This is a genomic window from Pseudomonas rosaeacicularis (assembly GCF_057128745.1).
Genome location: NZ_JBSKHT010000001.1, coordinates 369,144 through 384,955, shown reverse-complemented (window position 1 = coordinate 384,955; position 15,812 = coordinate 369,144). Strand labels below are relative to the sequence as shown.

General features: G+C 60.0%; 14 protein-coding genes. 13 read left to right on the top strand and 1 reads right to left on the bottom strand.

Features of this window, described 5'->3' with window-relative positions:
• The first annotated feature begins 46 nt into the window (after positions 1-46).
• The 6 genes from ACWKWM_RS01850 (at position 47) to ACWKWM_RS01825 (ending at position 7,110) form a co-directional block, all read left to right on the top strand.
• On the top strand, positions 47-2,899 hold the full coding sequence (locus ACWKWM_RS01850) for a DUF2339 domain-containing protein (RefSeq protein ID WP_483844471.1): 2,853 nt from the start codon (positions 47-49) through the stop codon (positions 2,897-2,899).
• Positions 2,896-4,275 carry a DUF3999 domain-containing protein gene (locus tag ACWKWM_RS01845; protein ID WP_483844470.1) on the top strand — a complete coding sequence of 460 codons (1,380 nt, stop codon included), beginning with the start codon at positions 2,896-2,898 and terminating at the stop codon, positions 4,273-4,275. Before ACWKWM_RS01850 ends, ACWKWM_RS01845 begins: the two co-directional genes overlap by 4 nt.
• A gap of 167 nt (positions 4,276-4,442) precedes the next feature.
• Entirely contained in the window at positions 4,443-5,453 is a 1,011-nt protein-coding gene (locus ACWKWM_RS01840) for a class 1 fructose-bisphosphatase (protein WP_483844469.1), read from the top strand.
• Positions 5,454-5,458: 5 nt separating this feature from the next.
• Positions 5,459-6,061: a DUF924 family protein gene (locus tag ACWKWM_RS01835; protein ID WP_483844468.1), complete on the top strand. Its 603-nt coding sequence runs from the start codon at positions 5,459-5,461 to the stop codon at positions 6,059-6,061.
• 216 nt (positions 6,062-6,277) lie between these two features.
• Positions 6,278-6,532 carry a hypothetical protein gene (locus ACWKWM_RS01830; RefSeq protein WP_483844467.1) on the top strand — a complete coding sequence of 85 codons (255 nt, stop codon included), beginning with the start codon at positions 6,278-6,280 and terminating at the stop codon, positions 6,530-6,532.
• A 50-nt stretch (positions 6,533-6,582) separates the two neighbouring features.
• The gene (locus ACWKWM_RS01825; protein ID WP_483844599.1) at positions 6,583-7,110 is read left to right on the top strand and encodes a lipocalin family protein; all 528 of its coding nucleotides are present in this window, start codon (positions 6,583-6,585) and stop codon (positions 7,108-7,110) included.
• Between the two features lie 114 nt (positions 7,111-7,224).
• On the opposite strand, the gene ACWKWM_RS01820 is transcribed toward ACWKWM_RS01825, so the two are convergent.
• Entirely contained in the window at positions 7,225-8,589 is a 1,365-nt protein-coding gene (locus ACWKWM_RS01820; RefSeq protein ID WP_483844466.1) for a formimidoylglutamate deiminase, read from the bottom strand.
• A gap of 210 nt (positions 8,590-8,799) precedes the next feature.
• On the opposite strand from ACWKWM_RS01820, the gene hutC reads away from it, so the two are divergent.
• The 7 genes from hutC (at position 8,800) to hutU (ending at position 15,523) form a co-directional block, all read left to right on the top strand.
• Positions 8,800-9,510, top strand: coding sequence for a histidine utilization transcriptional repressor HutC (gene hutC, locus ACWKWM_RS01815; RefSeq protein WP_483844598.1), 711 nt, complete (start codon positions 8,800-8,802; stop codon positions 9,508-9,510).
• Positions 9,507-10,100 carry a HutD/Ves family protein gene (locus ACWKWM_RS01810; protein WP_483844465.1) on the top strand — a complete coding sequence of 198 codons (594 nt, stop codon included), beginning with the start codon at positions 9,507-9,509 and terminating at the stop codon, positions 10,098-10,100. The genes hutC and ACWKWM_RS01810 overlap by 4 nt, the downstream gene beginning before the upstream one ends.
• A gap of 100 nt (positions 10,101-10,200) precedes the next feature.
• Positions 10,201-11,376: a Na+/H+ antiporter NhaA gene (gene nhaA, locus ACWKWM_RS01805; RefSeq protein ID WP_483844464.1), complete on the top strand. Its 1,176-nt coding sequence runs from the start codon at positions 10,201-10,203 to the stop codon at positions 11,374-11,376.
• Positions 11,377-11,510: 134 nt separating this feature from the next.
• Positions 11,511-12,041 carry a DUF3455 domain-containing protein gene (locus ACWKWM_RS01800; RefSeq protein WP_483844463.1) on the top strand — a complete coding sequence of 177 codons (531 nt, stop codon included), beginning with the start codon at positions 11,511-11,513 and terminating at the stop codon, positions 12,039-12,041.
• A gap of 104 nt (positions 12,042-12,145) precedes the next feature.
• On the top strand, positions 12,146-12,712 hold the full coding sequence (locus ACWKWM_RS01795; RefSeq protein ID WP_483844462.1) for a sigma-70 family RNA polymerase sigma factor: 567 nt from the start codon (positions 12,146-12,148) through the stop codon (positions 12,710-12,712).
• The gene (locus tag ACWKWM_RS01790; protein ID WP_483844461.1) at positions 12,709-13,437 is read left to right on the top strand and encodes an anti-sigma factor; all 729 of its coding nucleotides are present in this window, start codon (positions 12,709-12,711) and stop codon (positions 13,435-13,437) included. The genes ACWKWM_RS01795 and ACWKWM_RS01790 overlap by 4 nt, the downstream gene beginning before the upstream one ends.
• Before the next feature lie 394 nt (positions 13,438-13,831).
• Positions 13,832-15,523: a urocanate hydratase gene (hutU, locus tag ACWKWM_RS01785; protein ID WP_483844460.1), complete on the top strand. Its 1,692-nt coding sequence runs from the start codon at positions 13,832-13,834 to the stop codon at positions 15,521-15,523.
• The last annotated feature ends 289 nt before the right edge of the window (positions 15,524-15,812 follow it).

The window sequence follows — 15,812 nt, the reverse complement described above, 5'->3', positions numbered from 1 at the left end:
TATACTCCCAGCATCGCCGTTTGCGGCCGAAAAGGGATGTCATCGCGTGCAATGGATTCTTCTGCTGGCAGGCTTATTGATGGGGGCGTTGCTCGATGAGTCGCTGATGGGCGGGGCATTGGGCGCGGTGCTGGGCCTGACGATTGGCTTGGTGCTTCGTCTCTCGTCGCTAAGTAAACAGTCAGCCGAGCATCAACAGCAACTGACCCAGACCCAAACCACCCTGGCCGCCTTGCAACAGCGGCTTGCCCTGCTGGAAACCTCCCCCGCCAGCGCCTTCAAAACTGCTGATTCAATTCCCGTCGCAGATCCGCTGCCTGAGCCTTTGAACGTCCAGACCGTCAGCACCGACCGCCCCGAACTGATCTGGGACTTGCCCGATATCGAACAAGCGACGCCAATCCCGGAAGGCGATTCCGAGTGGCGCAGACCTTCACACGCCAAGCAACCGTCCGCACAAAAACCTCAAACACCCAACCTGCTCGACAGCGCCCTGCTGCGCGCGAAAAACTGGCTGCTGGGCGGCAATACCGTGCTGCGCGTCGGCGTGGTGCTGCTGTTTCTCGGCCTGGCGTTCCTGTTGCGCTATGCCACCGAAGGCATGGTCGTCCCGGTTGAGGCGCGATACGCAGCTGTGGCTGCCAGCGCCCTGGCTTTGCTTGGCCTGGGTTGGTGGTTGAGGCAGCGCAACGCGACTTTCGCCCTGATGATGCAAGGCACCGGCATCGCGGTGCTGTACCTGACGGTCTTCGCGGCGATGAAGCTGCAAGCATTGATGAGCCCCGGAATGGCTTTCAGTTTGCTGGTCGCAGTGACTGTGTTTTCTGCCGTGCTCGCCGTCACGCAAAACGCATTGGCGCTGGCCTGCGTTGCGGCGCTCGGCGGTTTTGCAGCCCCCCTGTTGACGTCCACCGGCGAGGGCAGCCACGTCGCACTGTTCAGTTACTTCGCATTGCTCAACGCCGGAATCTTCGCCATCGCCTGGTTCAAGGCCTGGCGCCCGCTGAACCTGATCGGCTTCATCGGCACGTTCGGCATCGGTCTCGCCTGGGGCCTCAAAGCCTATACGCCGGCATTATTCTGGAGCACCGAGCCTTTCTTGATTCTGTTCTTCCTGATGTATCTGGCTATCGGCTTGTTGTTCGCCCGACGCAAGCTCCAGGAACACGCAACCGGGCCGGAAGACGATAGCCGCGCCGCGCTACTGCGTTGGTCCGCCAAACAGAGCCATTACGTCGACGGCAGCTTACTGTTTGGTACACCTATCGCCGGTTTCGGCCTGCAATACGCGTTGATCGAACACATACCGTTCGGCACGGCATTCAGCGCGCTGGCAATGGGCATTCTCTATATGGCCATCGCGCGGGTACTCGCCGGACATGCGCCGGGCCGCGCGTTGCTGCTGGTGGAAACCTGCCTGGCGCTGGGCGTAGTGTTCGCGACATTGGCCATTCCACTTGGGCTCGACGCGCAGTGGACTACCATTGCCTGGGCCATCGAAGGCGCGGCGGTGTTCTGGCTCGGCATGCGCCAGGACAGAGTCCTGGCCCGGAGCTTTGGCCTGCTGTTGCAACTGGGCGCCGGCATCTCGTTTTTCGGCGTAATCAATGCCTGGTTTGCACCGACGTTCGACCACGGCGATTTCTGGACGCCGCTGCTGATCGCCGCCGCCGGACTGCTTAGCGCGTGGATGGTCCACAACATTGGCACGTTACGATTCTTGAGCCGGAAAGTTTTGCAACCCGCGTTACTGCTGTGGGGTGCCCTGTGGTGGGCGGTTGCGCTGTGCGTATCGACGCACTTTATTCCCGGCGAGGCAGGCATTCCTTATCTGCTGTTCGGTGGCGCGATCAGTGTCGGGCTGTGGATGCTGATCGCGCTGCGTCTACAATGGCCAGGCATGGCGCAACTCTGCACCCTGCTCACCCCGTTATCTGGCGCGCTGCTACTGATCGAGATCGTCGACACGCGCTATAACCCCGCCGCCGATTGGGGCTGGCTCGGCTGGATGGCGGTGTTGGTGATTCACTTCCTGTCGCTGCGGCGCCTGGCCCCTATGATCCCGCCACTCATGCTCAACATCACCCACGCCTTGGGCTGCTGGTTGATCATCAGCGTGCTGTCGCTGGAGTTGCGCTATGCCTTGATGCAGCTTTCGGAGCACTACAACGCCTGGCGCTGGCTGGGTTGGGCGCTGCTGCCGAGTCTGTATTTGCTGGCGATGACCTCCCCGCGCAACTGGCCGTGGCCGATCAGCGATTACCCTAAACCCTATCGCGTCTGGGCTGCCGCACCACTGGCGGCGCTGATGCTGGCGTGGTTCTGGCTGGCCAACGGTTTCAGCGAAGGCGCCGCCGATCCGCTGCCGTACCTGCCACTGATCAATCCGCTGGAATTGGGCCTGCTGCTGGCGTTGGTGGGCATTTGCCTGTGGACCTGGAAACTTCTGCCACAGCTGGGCATGCCCCCGGCTAACGCGCAAAAGGCTGCGCTGCTTATCGCTGGCGCATCCCTGTTTGCGCTGATCACTGCGATAGTCATGCGCACCGCTCACCATTGGGCGAGCGTGCCGTGGGACGGCGAATCGCTGGTGTCGTCGATGCGCGTGCAGGCCGGGCTTTCTATCGTCTGGACGCTCATGGCGCTGGCATTGATGATCGGCGGCCATTTGCGTCAGCGCAGAGACGTCTGGCTGGTGGGCGCAGTGCTGATCGGCGTTGTGGTTGCCAAGCTGTTCTTCGTCGAACTCAGCGACCGGGGTGGGCTGGAGCGGATCGTCTCGTTTATCGGCGTTGGCATTCTGCTGCTCGTAGTGGGATATTTCGCACCACTTCCGCCGAAATCCCCTGCGCGCCTTTGCTCCTCCGAAGAGCCCGCCACGGATTCGCCCCGCCCATGAGGAATGCGTTGTTGAGTCGTCACTTCATTGCCAGGGCCGCTGTGTTAGGCACCCTTTTTTGCACCATGTCGTTCGGCCACGCCGAAGATTTGCCGGACGACTTCGCCAGCCAGACGCCGCTCACCCTCAGCGGCGACGGCCCGTGGTATCGACTGGAATTACCCCTGTCGGTGCAGTTGCAAGCGCAGCAGGGCAACCTCAACGACGTGCGGATTTTCAATGCCGACGGGCAGGCTCAGCCTTATGCGCTGACAGTCAGTCGGCCTCAACGAGCGGAAGACGAACAGCCGATTTCGGTGAAGTGGTTCCCGCTGTACAACCGCGACGACGCCAAAGACGCCGAGCCGACCATCCGTGTCGAGCGCACCCCCAATGGCACGCTGGTGGAGGTGCAGCCGCAAAGTGAAATCGAGGCCGGAGAAGAAATACTGCGCGGCTGGCTGCTGGACACCAGCGCGATCAATGCGCCGCTCGATCAACTGATCATCGACTGGAACACCGAGCGCGAAGGCTTCCAGCGTTTCACCATCGAAGCCAGTGACGATCTGCAACATTGGCAGCGCTGGGGCGAAGGCCAGGTCGCGCGGTTGTCGTTTTCCGATGAACTGGTCGAACAGCGCGAAGTGCCGTTGCCTGGCCGCAAGGCTCGGTATTTGCGGTTGCTGTGGAATAACCCGCAATCGGCGCCGACCCTGACCTCCGCTCAATTGCTCAGTACTCATCCGGGCGTTCTGCCGCTCAGTTGGTCGCCCGCTATTACTGGACGGACCGAGAAGGCTGGCGTTTATACCTGGGCGTTGCCGGTGGCGCTGCCGATCGAGCGTATGAAAGTCGACCTCCAGCAAGCCAATAGCCTGGCGCCCGCGACGCTGTACGGCCGACGTGACGCAAGCGCGCCGTGGCGGCAGATCAACGACGGATTGCTGTATCGACTGACTCAAAACGGTCAGGACGTCACGCAGAATGAAATCCAACTGCCCGGCGATGTGGTGCAGCAACTGAAGCTGGAAGTCGACGAACGTGGCGGCGGGCTGGGCGCCGATGCGCCGCGTCTGAATGTCGCCGTGCGTGCCACGCAGTTGGTGTTCCTCGGGCGCAGTGCGCCGCCTTACACGCTGGCCATTGGCAACAAAACGATCAGCGGCGCCAACTTGCCATTATCGACGTTGGTCCCCGGAGTCACCGAGCAAAAGCTTGCCTCGTTGGGTGGCGCTACGCTCCTGTCCACCCCGGTCATGACGCCGGCAGCACCTTTAGTGGTGGCCGATGCGCGCGACTGGAAACGCATGGGGCTATGGGCGGTGCTGGTCATCGGGGTCCTGTTTTTAGGCTGGATGGCGTTGAGTACGTTGCGCACGTCGAAAAAAAGTCGCTGATGCTGAATCGATACCGCCGTCGCAAACAGAGCGAGATGTTGGCGTTTTGCGGCTACGCTCAGGGGCGACGTGAACTCAATGGCTCTGAACCCAGTCTGACAGGCAGTATTACGTCATCACACGCGTTAAACTGTGCGCGTTTTTAATCCCCTTCTTCGGAGCTCTCCATGTCCCGCGTTACCCTGAGTCGCTATCTGATTGAGCAGACCCGTAGCAACAACACGCCTGCCGATCTGCGCTTCCTTATCGAAGTGGTCGCGCGCGCATGCAAGGAAATCAGCCACGCCGTTTCCAAAGGCGCCTTAGGCGGCGTTCTTGGCAGCATGGGCACTGAAAACGTCCAAGGTGAAGTGCAGAAGAAGCTCGACGTGATTTCCAACGAAATCTTGCTCGAAGCCAACGAATGGGGCGGTCACCTGGCCGGCATGGCGTCCGAAGAAATGGACAATGCCTACCAGATCCCGGGCAAATACCCGAAGGGCGCTTACCTGCTGGTGTTCGACCCACTGGACGGTTCGTCCAACATCGACATAAACGCCCCGGTCGGCACCATTTTCTCGGTATTGCGTTGCCCCAATGAATACCTCAGCCAGAACGAAGCCTTGAATGAAAAGGCTTTTCTGCAGCCAGGCACCGAGCAAGTCGCTGCCGGTTATGCCATTTACGGCCCGCAGACCATGCTGGTATTGACCTTGGGTGATGGCGTCAAGGGCTTCACGCTGGACCGCGAAATGGGCAGCTTCGTGCTGACTCATGAAGACATTACGATCCCGGAGTCCACTCAGGAATTCGCAGTCAACATGTCCAACCAGCGTCACTGGGAAGCCCCGGTACAACGCTACGTTGACGAGTTGCTGGCTGGCGAAGACGGCCCGCTGAAGAAGAACTACAACATGCGCTGGGTTGCCGCGATGGTTGCCGACGTGCATCGCATCCTGACCCGTGGCGGTCTGTTCATGTATCCGCGCGACAGTCGCGAGCCGTCCAAACCGGGCAAACTGCGTCTGATGTACGAAGCCAACCCGATGTCGTTTCTGGTTGAGCAAGCCGGCGGCGCATCCACTGACGGTCATCAACGCATTCTCGACATTCAGCCTGAAGGCCTGCACCAGCGTGTTGCGGTGTTCCTGGGTTCGAAAGAAGAAGTTGAGCGCGCGACCTCGTACCACAAGAGCTGATCGCCATGACCGCGCCTTGGCTGCCGTTGCTTGAGTGGTGGTTCGGTACGACCGAATCGCCCAGCGAAGCGGCGAAGGCCAAGGGCAAATTGTGGTTCGGCAAGAAGAAAAGCCAAGACACCGACGCGCACAATCGCTTCGGTGGACTGGTGGAGCAGGCACTGGCGGGTGGTTTGTCCGAATGGGTTGAAAGCCCCCAAGGCTGGCTGGCGCTGGTGCTGCTGCTCGATCAACTGCCACGGATGATCTTTCGTGACATCGCCAAGGCCTATTCTGGCGATCCCCGCGCGCTGCAACTGGTCAAACATGGCCTGAAATTGCAACGCGAGCTGCCGCTCACTCCGCTGCAACGGACCTTTCTTTACCTCGTGCTAGAACACAGCGAAAACCTCGCTGACCAGGATGAGGCCATTCGCCGCTTCACCGATTTAATCCCGCTGCTGCCCTCGACCGACTGTGAACACTTCACCCAAAGCCTGATTTACGCCCGCAAGCATCAGGTCGTAATTAAAAGGTTTGGCCGGTTTCCGCATCGTAATGAGGTGCTGGGACGGGAGTCGACGGAGGAGGAAGTGGCGTTTTTGCAGGAGCGTGGGTCGAGGTTTTAAATATTAGCCCTGTAGGAGCGAACTTGTGCGCGATGCATTCTGCCTCAAACACCGCGCTGGTTGTCTCGCCAACAAGTTGGCTCCTACAGGAATAAACGGTCAGCCAGGGAACCAGCCACCTACCTTTCTCTTCTAAGCTTTCGGTATCGCGCCAGCGTGTTGCGTCACGGACGAACGCTGCGACGTCGCCCCCCTTTCGTTTCAGGAGCTTCATCCATGTCATTGCGCTCTCTTGCATTGTTGTCGTTCTGCGTTTTGCTGGCGGCTTGCAGCAAGGTCAATCAGGAAAACTATTCGAAAATCTCGGCGGGCATGCCCAAGGCCGATGTAGAGAGATTGCTAGGCAGCCCAACCGAATGCTCCAGCGCGTTGGGTATGTCGAGCTGTACGTGGGGCGATCAGAAGCGTTTTATCAGCGTCCAATACGCCGGTGACAAAGTGGTGCTGTTTTCCGGTCAGGGGCTCAAATGAACATCCGTCATTCCTTGCAAATAGGCGCGCTCGCACTTGTAGCGCTGTTGATGGCGGGTTGTGCTTCGTCGGGTGGAGACTCCATGGCTCCGCGAACCGTGGACCACGTCGATCTCAAACGCTATCAGGGCACGTGGTACGAACTGGCGCGTATGCCGATGTTCTTTCAACGCAACTGCGCGCAATCCGAAGCACTCTACAAGCTGAAGGATGACGGCAACGTCGCCGTCACCAACCGCTGCCGCACGATCGATGGCAAGTGGGAAGAGGCCACCGGCACGGCGTCGCCACAAGTGCCGGGCAAGACCGACAAGCTGTGGGTGGTGTTCGATAACTGGTTTTCGCGACTGCTGCCCGGTGTAGCGAAGGGCGATTACTGGGTGCTGTACCTGGGCGACGACTACAAAACTGCGCTGGTCGGCAACCCAAGCCGCAAATACCTGTGGCTGCTGTCGAGGACTGCCCATGTGTCCGAGCGGACCAAAGAAGATCTGCTGGCCAAGGCGCAGCAGCAGGGATACGACACCACGATGCTGATCTGGCGGGTGGACGATTCGAAGATTGGGAAAGCCGAGTAACCGGCCATTGTAGGAGCGCGCTTGCCCGCGATTTCGGTATGTCAGTAACCCATGTTTTGCCTGACACACTGTAATCGCGGGCAAGCGCGCTCCTACAGTCGACCGCGTCTTGCCCTAGCCCAACATCTCCCGCAGCACCTGCGCGAACGCCCGACTGCTTTGCTCTTCATCGGCGTGCCGACCATCGCTGATCACCCAGCGACCATTGACCATGACATCCCGAATCTGCCGATCTCCGCCCGCGAACAGCCAGCGGTTGAGAATGCCGTCGCCTGATGCCGTGGCCAGGTACGGATCATCACCGTCCAGCACCAGCCAATCTGCGCGTTTGCCGACTTCCAGCGCCCCAACAGGTTGCCCCATCGCATGAGCGCCACCCACTAACGCAGCGTCATACAGCGTGCGCCCCACCATGGGTTGATCGCTGCGATACAGCCGATTACGCCGCTGATCACGCAGACGCTGGCCGTATTCGAGCCAACGAAGCTCCTCGACCACGCTCAACGACACGTGACTGTCCGAGCCAATCCCCCAACGCCCGCCTTGGGCGATGTAGTCCACTGCCGGAAAGATGCCGTCGCCAAGGTTCGCCTCGGTCGTCAGACACAACCCCGCCACAGCACGGCTGCTGGCCATTAGCGCGACCTCATCGGCTTCGGCGTGGGTGGCATGCACCAGGCACCAGCGTTGATCGACATCGACATTTTCGTACAGCCACTGCAGCGGGCGTCGACCGCTCCAGTTCAGGCAGTCGTCGACTTCCTTCTGCTGCTCGGCGATGTGGATATGAACGGGGCATTGCTTGTCGCTGGCGGCCAGCACATCGCCGATCTGCTGCGGCGTCACTGCGCGCAAGGAGTGGAAACACAGGCCCAGCGCTTGAGCCGGCTGGGTCTGGATGATCTGACGCAGACTGGTCTGCAGGTCGAGATAGCTGTCAGTGCTGTGGATAAAACGCCGTTGCCCTTCATTCGGCGCCTGGCCGCCGAAGCCTGAATGGCTGTACAACACGGGCAGCAAGGTCAATCCAATGCCCACCGAACTCGCCGCCTCGCTGACCCGCATCGCCAGTTCGGCCGGGTTTGCATAGGGCTTGCCGCTGGTGTCCTGGTGGACATAATGGAATTCGGCGACGCAGGTGAAACCGCCCTTGAGCATTTCGATATACAGCTGTCGGGCAATGATGCCCAACTGCTCCGGGCTGATCTGGCCGACCAGCCGGTACATCAAATCGCGCCAGGTCCAGAAGCTGTCGTTGGGATTGCCGGCAACTTCCGCCAGCCCCGCCATCGCGCGTTGAAATGCGTGGGAGTGCAGGTTCGGCATGCCTGGGACGACCGGACCGTTCATTAGCTCGGCGCCTTCACTGTCGGCGTTGGCCAAAACCCGTGTCAGCATTCCATCCGGACTGACGTCAAAACGCACATTAGTTGCCCAGCCGGTTGGCAGCAACGCACGTTCAGCAAAGAAAACGGACATCGTTTTTGCACCCCTCGCGTGAAATTGTCTATACATATACAGACGTTTGCCTGCTCGGTAAACTGCGACAAGCTTGTCGTCAAACAGGTTAATGGTTAGCGTGAGCGCTGCTGCTATTTGTTGCTGTTAATAGACCATTGACCCTTCATTACGCCAAACAAGGATTTCTCTGTGCCGACTCCGCCCGCCATCTCTCCGCTGGCCGCCCAGATGGGTGAAAGTCCGGCGCCGCTATACGCCCGGGTCAAGCAGATGATCAATCAGCAAATCGCCAACGGCACCTGGCCGCCGCATCATCGCGTACCTTCTGAAAGCGAACTGGTGACCCAACTTGGATTCAGCCGCATGACCATCAACCGCGCCCTGCGGGAGATGACCGCCGAGGGATTGCTGGTACGCATGCAGGGCGTCGGCACTTTCGTCGCAGAACCCAAAACCCAATCCGCGCTGTTCGAAGTGCACAACATCGCTGATGAAATCGCCTCTCGCGGCCACCGTCATACGTGCAAGGTCATTATTCTCTGCGAAGAAGCCGCCGGCTCCGAACGCGCGCTGGCTCTGGACATGCGCGAAGGTCAGCGGGTGTTTCATTCATTGATCGTGCATTTCGAAAACGATATCCCGGTGCAAATTGAGGACCGTTTCGTCAACGCCGCCGTGGCCCCTGAATACCTGCTTCAGGACTTCACCCTGCAAACGCCTTATGCCTATTTGTCGAACGTCGCGCCCCTGACTGAGGGCGAACACGTGGTCGAGGCGATTCTGGCCGAATCGGACGAGTGCGAACTGTTGCAGATTGAAAAGGGCGAGCCCTGCCTGCTGATCCGCCGTCGCACCTGGTCGGGCCGCATACCGGTGACCGCCGCGCGCCTGATTCACCCCGGTTCCCGCCACCGCCTTGAAGGACGCTTCAGCAAATGACTCCACTGACTGTTCTGCGCGCGGCCAATTACCCGCGCATGCCCTGGAAAAACGGCGGCGGCAGTACTGAAGAAATCACCCGCGACGCCGGCGACGGGCTCGACGGTTTCGGCTGGCGCCTGTCGATCGCCGACATCGAGCAGTCTGGTGGCTTCTCCTCGTTTGCCGGCTACCAGCGCATCATCACCGTGCTGCAAGGTGCAGGCATGACGCTGGACGTCGATGGTGCGACCAGCGAAGCGTTGCTGCCGTCTGACCCTTTTGCCTTCAGCGGCGACAGTCAGGTTTCCTGCACGTTGCTCGACGGCCCGATCCGCGATTTCAACCTGATCTATGCGCCCACCCGTTATCGCGCACGACTGCAATGGATCGACGTATTACTGCCGCAGCGGTTCTTTACCTCTGCCAGCGTTTTCCTGCTGTTCAGCGCTGCCGAACAAGTGGCCGTCAATGCTGCCGAGCATCCGCCGCAACTTCTTGAAAAACACGACTGCCTACAATTGGATAACGAAACTGGCGCGCTGCTTGAAGTGGTGTTGTACGCGCCGCGGGCTAGCCGTTGCTGCGTGATTGAGCTGACGGCGATCTGAATCTGCGGCAGTCCGCACAGCGACTAATCTGGTACGGAAACATCTGCGCGCACCAGCTGTGCTAATTTGCTGCCTTTTTTCAGGGACGCTCAAACTGCCAATGACGACCATCAATAACAAAGAAACCCCACGAGCCCTCGCCATACTGGCCAGCTTTCTTGCCTCCGAATCCGCAGGCGGCCTGGTGCTGATGGGCGCTGCGCTGGCCGCGATCATCGTTGCCAACTCACCGCTCGCCCCAGGCTACTTCGCAGCGTTGCATAGCGTGTGGGGTGGGTTGTCGATTGAGATGTGGATCAACGACGGTCTGATGGCGATCTTCTTCCTGATGGTCGGCCTGGAAATCAAACGCGAAGTGCTGGCCGGCGGCCTGTCGAGCTGGAGTCAACGCGCCCTCCCCGGTTTCGCGGCAGTCGGAGGCATGGTAGTTCCGGCACTGATCTACATCGCTGTGAACTGGGGTAATCCCGAAACCCTCGCCGGCTGGGCCATTCCGGCCGCCACTGACATCGCCTTCGCCCTCGGTGTGCTGTCGCTGTTAGGCAAACGCGTGCCGACCTCGCTGAAAGTGTTCCTCGCCGCACTGGCGATTCTCGATGATCTGGGCGCTGTCACCATCATCGCGCTGTTCTACAGCACCGGCCTGAACATGCCGATGCTGCTTGCCTCCTTCGCCACGCTCGCTGTCTTGATCGTGATGAACCGTATGGGCGTTCGGCGTCTGTCGCCTTATCTGCTGCTGGGCTTGCTGCTGTGGTTCTTTGTCCTGCAATCGGGCGTTCACGCGACACTCGCAGGTGTTGCGCTGGCGCTGTGCATTCCACTGGGCAAACCGGAGGACGAAGCACGCTCGCCACTGCTGTTTCTGGAAGAAAAGATGCATTACTGGGTCGCGTTTGCCGTGGTGCCGATCTTCGGTTTCGCCAACGCCGGGGTCTCGCTGTCGGGCATCACGCTGGGTAATCTGGTGGACCCGGTGCCGTTGGGCGTGGCGCTCGGGCTGTTTGTCGGCAAGCAGATTGGCGTGTTCCTCGCGGCGGTCCTGGCGATTCGCGCAGGCCTGGCCGTGCTGCCCGAGGGTAGCAACTGGGCGCAGCTCTACGGCGTGGCGTTGTTGTGCGGGATTGGCTTCACCATGAGCTTGTTCATCGGCAACCTCGCCTTCCCCGGCATCCCGCACTTGATTGATGAAGTAAAAGTGGGCGTATTGCTGGGCTCGATACTGGCGGCGATTGGTGGGGTGATTTTGTTGCGTAGCAAGATGAGTCAGCACTGATATCAGCTCCTACGATCCTGTGGGGTTCGATTTTCAAAATTATTTCCAAACCACTGCATCCAGATCCTTTCCTGACGGGTAGTACAGACAGCAGCCCTTCGCTGCCAATGGATTACCCATCAGGAGAACCACCCATGAACGCTAAAAAACGCTTCTGCCTGACAGCCGGCGCAATGGCCTTGAGCTGCGCAACCTCCGTATTTGCTCAGGCTGACTTGCCTGACTCCATCAAAGTCCCGGCCGGGCACAAGGTCAGCATGGAGACCACCGGCGTCGGCGAAATTACCTACGAGTGCAAAGTCAAAGCCACCAACGCCAATGAGACAGAGTGGGTATTCGTGGGTCCTAAAGCGGTGCTCAACGACCGCAGCGGCAAGCAAGTAGGCACCTACTTCGGCCCGCCAGCGACCTGGGAAGCCAAAGACGGCTCCAAAGTGACCGGCACCCAGCTGGCCGTGGCGCCTTCGAGCGCTGGAAACTTGCCGTATCAATTGGTCAAGGCCAACCCGGCTGAAGGCAAAGGCGCCATGACCGGTGTTACGTACATCCAGCGCGTGGCGCTCAAAGGCGGCGTTGCCCCGGCCACCGTCTGTGCAGCCGCCAACAAAGGCGCGAAAGAAGTGGTCAAGTATCAAGCGGACTACATTTTTTGGGCCGCTAACTGACAGAACCGACTCCTTATCCTGACGCAGGAAGTGGTCTATGCTCCTGCGCGGGATGCCCCGGTCATTGATCGGGGAATGGAGTTTTCTTTTCACGGCTGATCGATTTGTCCGCGCACCAGACTCCTTTTGATTACGAAGCTGCTTTGCATGCCTGCGCTCGTGGCGATCGGCAGGCGCTGCATCGTCTTTATGAACAGGAGAGTGCGCGCTTGCTGGGCGTAGTTCAGCGCATCGTGCGTGACACGGCACTGGCCGAAGACATCGTGCATGACGCCTTTATCAAAATCTGGAGCCGCTCTAGCAGTTTCGATAACAGTCGGGGCTCGGCGCGGGGCTGGATATTCACGATTGCCCGGCATTTGGCGCTCAACACCGTGCGCAACAACGCACGGGAAGTGCCGATGAACGACGACGATATTGACGACAGCCAGGTGCAGGCCACGCTGGACGGCTGGCAGGAAACTCAGGACGCCTTCGATTGGCGGGTCAACCCCGGACGCATCGACTTCTGTCTTGAACAGCTGGAGCCGGTGCGTCGCAATTGTGTGTTTCATGCTTATGTCGACGGTTACTCCCATCAGGAAATCGCCAGCAAAATTGGCGCGCCGCTGGGCACCGTCAAAGCCTGGATCAAACGTAGCCTCGCCGCCCTGCGGGAGTGCATTGGATGAACGAAACCCCAGGCAATGCCCGCGATCCTGACCTGCAAACGCTTGCGGGCGAATACGTGCTTGGCACCTTATCGGCGCGACAACGCAAGGACGTGCAAGAACGTCTGCCGCGCGAACCTGCACTGCAAGCGGCAGTTGATGCGTGGGAAGCCCGGTTGCTCGACCTCACTCAACTGGCCGAACCGCAAACGCCCTCGCCGCGCCTGTGGGATCGAATCGAACGCAGTGTCGATGCCCTTGAACCTCATTCGTTGAAAACCCGCCCCGTGATAAAAACGCGCTGGTGGGACAGTCTTGGCGTGTGGCGAGGCTTGGCCGGCGCAGGACTGGCCGCCTCGTTGGTGCTGGGCATCACGCTGATCACCCATACCGTCTCGCCTCCACCGCCTTCGTATCTGGTGGTGCTGGTCGCGCCGCAGGACAAAGCGCCTGGATGGGTCATCCAGACCAGCGACTCCCGTGAGATCCAGTTGATTCCGCTGGGCATGGCCGAAGTGCCACAGGACAAGGCGCTGCAGTTCTGGACCAAGGCCGATGACTGGAAAGGCCCGGTTTCCCTGGGCCTGGTCAAGCCCGGGCAAGTCCTGAAAGTCCCGTTGGATAGTCTGCCGACGCTGCAGCCCAATCAGTTGTTCGAGCTGACACTTGAGACGTCCACCGGCTCGCCAACGGGAAAACCTACCGGCCCGATTCAGTTTATTGGTCGCGCGGTTAAAGTCATCTGACACGCCTTCTACGTCCGGTCTGCTGCCATGATGTGGCGTAACAGGCTGTTACCGCGCGCACCGCTTCGGAGCGCGGCGCACCGAAAAGTAACAGCTTGCCTCTATTCCGACTCCTTCAAACCGAGCACGCCCGCTCAGTAATGCATCGTCCTGCAAGCCCGATCCAGAAGGGTGCGCTCGGTTTTTCAGCACTCGTCGCAAAAGTTGGTCCTCTGCTTGCATATGCTTGTATGTACAAGTAAAGATAGGTACGCATGAGTGACGTCTGAAGCATTAGTAACGACTGCTACAGTCAACGCAGCGAGACGTACCAACTACCTGTTAGGCCTGTTCGCCGCAGGCACCACTCGCCCAGTGCCTGGGCCGGTCTGGACCGATCATCGAGGATTGCTACGTGACTACTGAAAACAAAACCCCGCAATGGACCAAACGCCGCGACGTCGAAATCCGCGCCGCCCGTGGCAACACACTGACCGCCAAAAGCTGGATGACCGAAGCGCCGTTGCGGATGTTGATGAACAACCTCGACCCGGACGTCGCCGAGAACCCGAACGAGCTGGTGGTCTACGGCGGTATCGGTCGCGCAGCCCGCAACTGGGAATGCTACGACAAGATCGTCGAAAGCCTGACCAACCTGAACGATGACGAAACCCTGCTGGTGCAGTCCGGCAAGCCGGTCGGCGTGTTCAAGACCCACACCAACGCCCCGCGCGTCCTCATCGCCAACTCCAACCTCGTCCCGCACTGGGCGAGCTGGGAACACTTCAACGAACTCGACGCAAAAGGTCTGGCCATGTATGGCCAGATGACGGCGGGCAGCTGGATCTACATCGGCAGCCAAGGCATCGTTCAAGGCACCTACGAAACCTTCGTCGAGGCCGGTCGCCAGCATTACAACGGCAGCCTGAAAGGCAAGTGGGTGCTGACCGCAGGCCTTGGCGGGATGGGCGGCGCGCAGCCTTTGGCCGCTGGCATGGCAGGCGCATGCTCGCTGAACATCGAATGCCAACAGAGCCGCATCGATTTCCGCCTGAAAACCCGTTACGTCGACGAGCAGGCCAATGACTTGGACGACGCGCTGGCACGTATCGCCAAGTACACGTCAGAAGGCAAGGCGATCTCCATCGCGCTGTGCGGCAACGCAGCAGAAATCCTCCCGGAAATGGTCCGTCGTGGCGTTCGCCCGGACATGGTCACCGACCAGACCAGCGCCCACGACCCGCTCAACGGTTATCTGCCAAAAGGCTGGACTTGGGAGCAGTACCGCGACCGCGCCGCCACTGAACCCGCTGCCGTGGTGAAAGCCGCCAAGCAATCGATGGCCGAGCACGTTGAAGCGATGCTGGCGTTCCAGAAAATGGGTATCCCGACCTTCGACTACGGCAACAACATCCGCCAGATGGCCAAGGAAGAAGGCGTTACCAACGCTTTCGATTTTCCAGGCTTCGTGCCTGCCTACATCCGCCCGCTGTTCTGCCGTGGCGTAGGACCGTTCCGTTGGGCCGCGCTGTCGGGCAACCCGGAAGATATCTACAAAACTGACGCCAAGGTCAAAGAGCTGATCCCGGACGACGCGCACCTGCACAACTGGCTGGACATGGCCCGCGAGCGCATTGCGTTTCAGGGTCTGCCGGCGCGTATTTGCTGGGTCGGCCTGGGCCAGCGCGCCAAGCTGGGTCTGGCGTTCAATGAAATGGTACGCAGCGGCGAGCTGTCAGCCCCTGTCGTCATCGGTCGCGATCACCTGGATTCGGGATCGGTTGCCAGCCCGAACCGCGAAACCGAATCGATGCAGGACGGCTCCGACGCAGTGTCCGACTGGCCCTTGCTCAACGCCCTGCTCAACACTGCCAGCGGCGCGACCTGGGTTTCGCTGCACCACGGCGGCGGCGTCGGCATGGGCTTCTCGCAGCATTCGGGGATGGTCATTGTCTGTGATGGCACCGATGAAGCGGCCGAGCGCATTGCCCGCGTTCTGCACAACGATCCAGCAACCGGGGTTATGCGTCACGCCGATGCCGGTTACCAGATCGCTATCGATTGCGCCAAAGAGCAGGGCCTGAACCTGCCGATGATTACCGACTGAAAAGCGACATCGTAGAAGCGCCCTTGCCCGCGATTGCGTTGGCCCATTCAACATGACGGGTGACTGACACAACGCAATCGCGGGCAAGCACGCTCCTACAAGGTTAATGACGCTCACACAGTTCCAGAGGAACGCTGGCAATGGCTGCGCCAGACAATCGAAATGGCCCCGCGACGCACGCGGCGGTGAACTGACCGGGCGCAATGCACGTCTGGTGTAAAGCTACGCTGGGGAGAAACGGGATGGCGCTGAAACGGCGCCTCCCACAGGCTGGATGCCACTTTGCTTT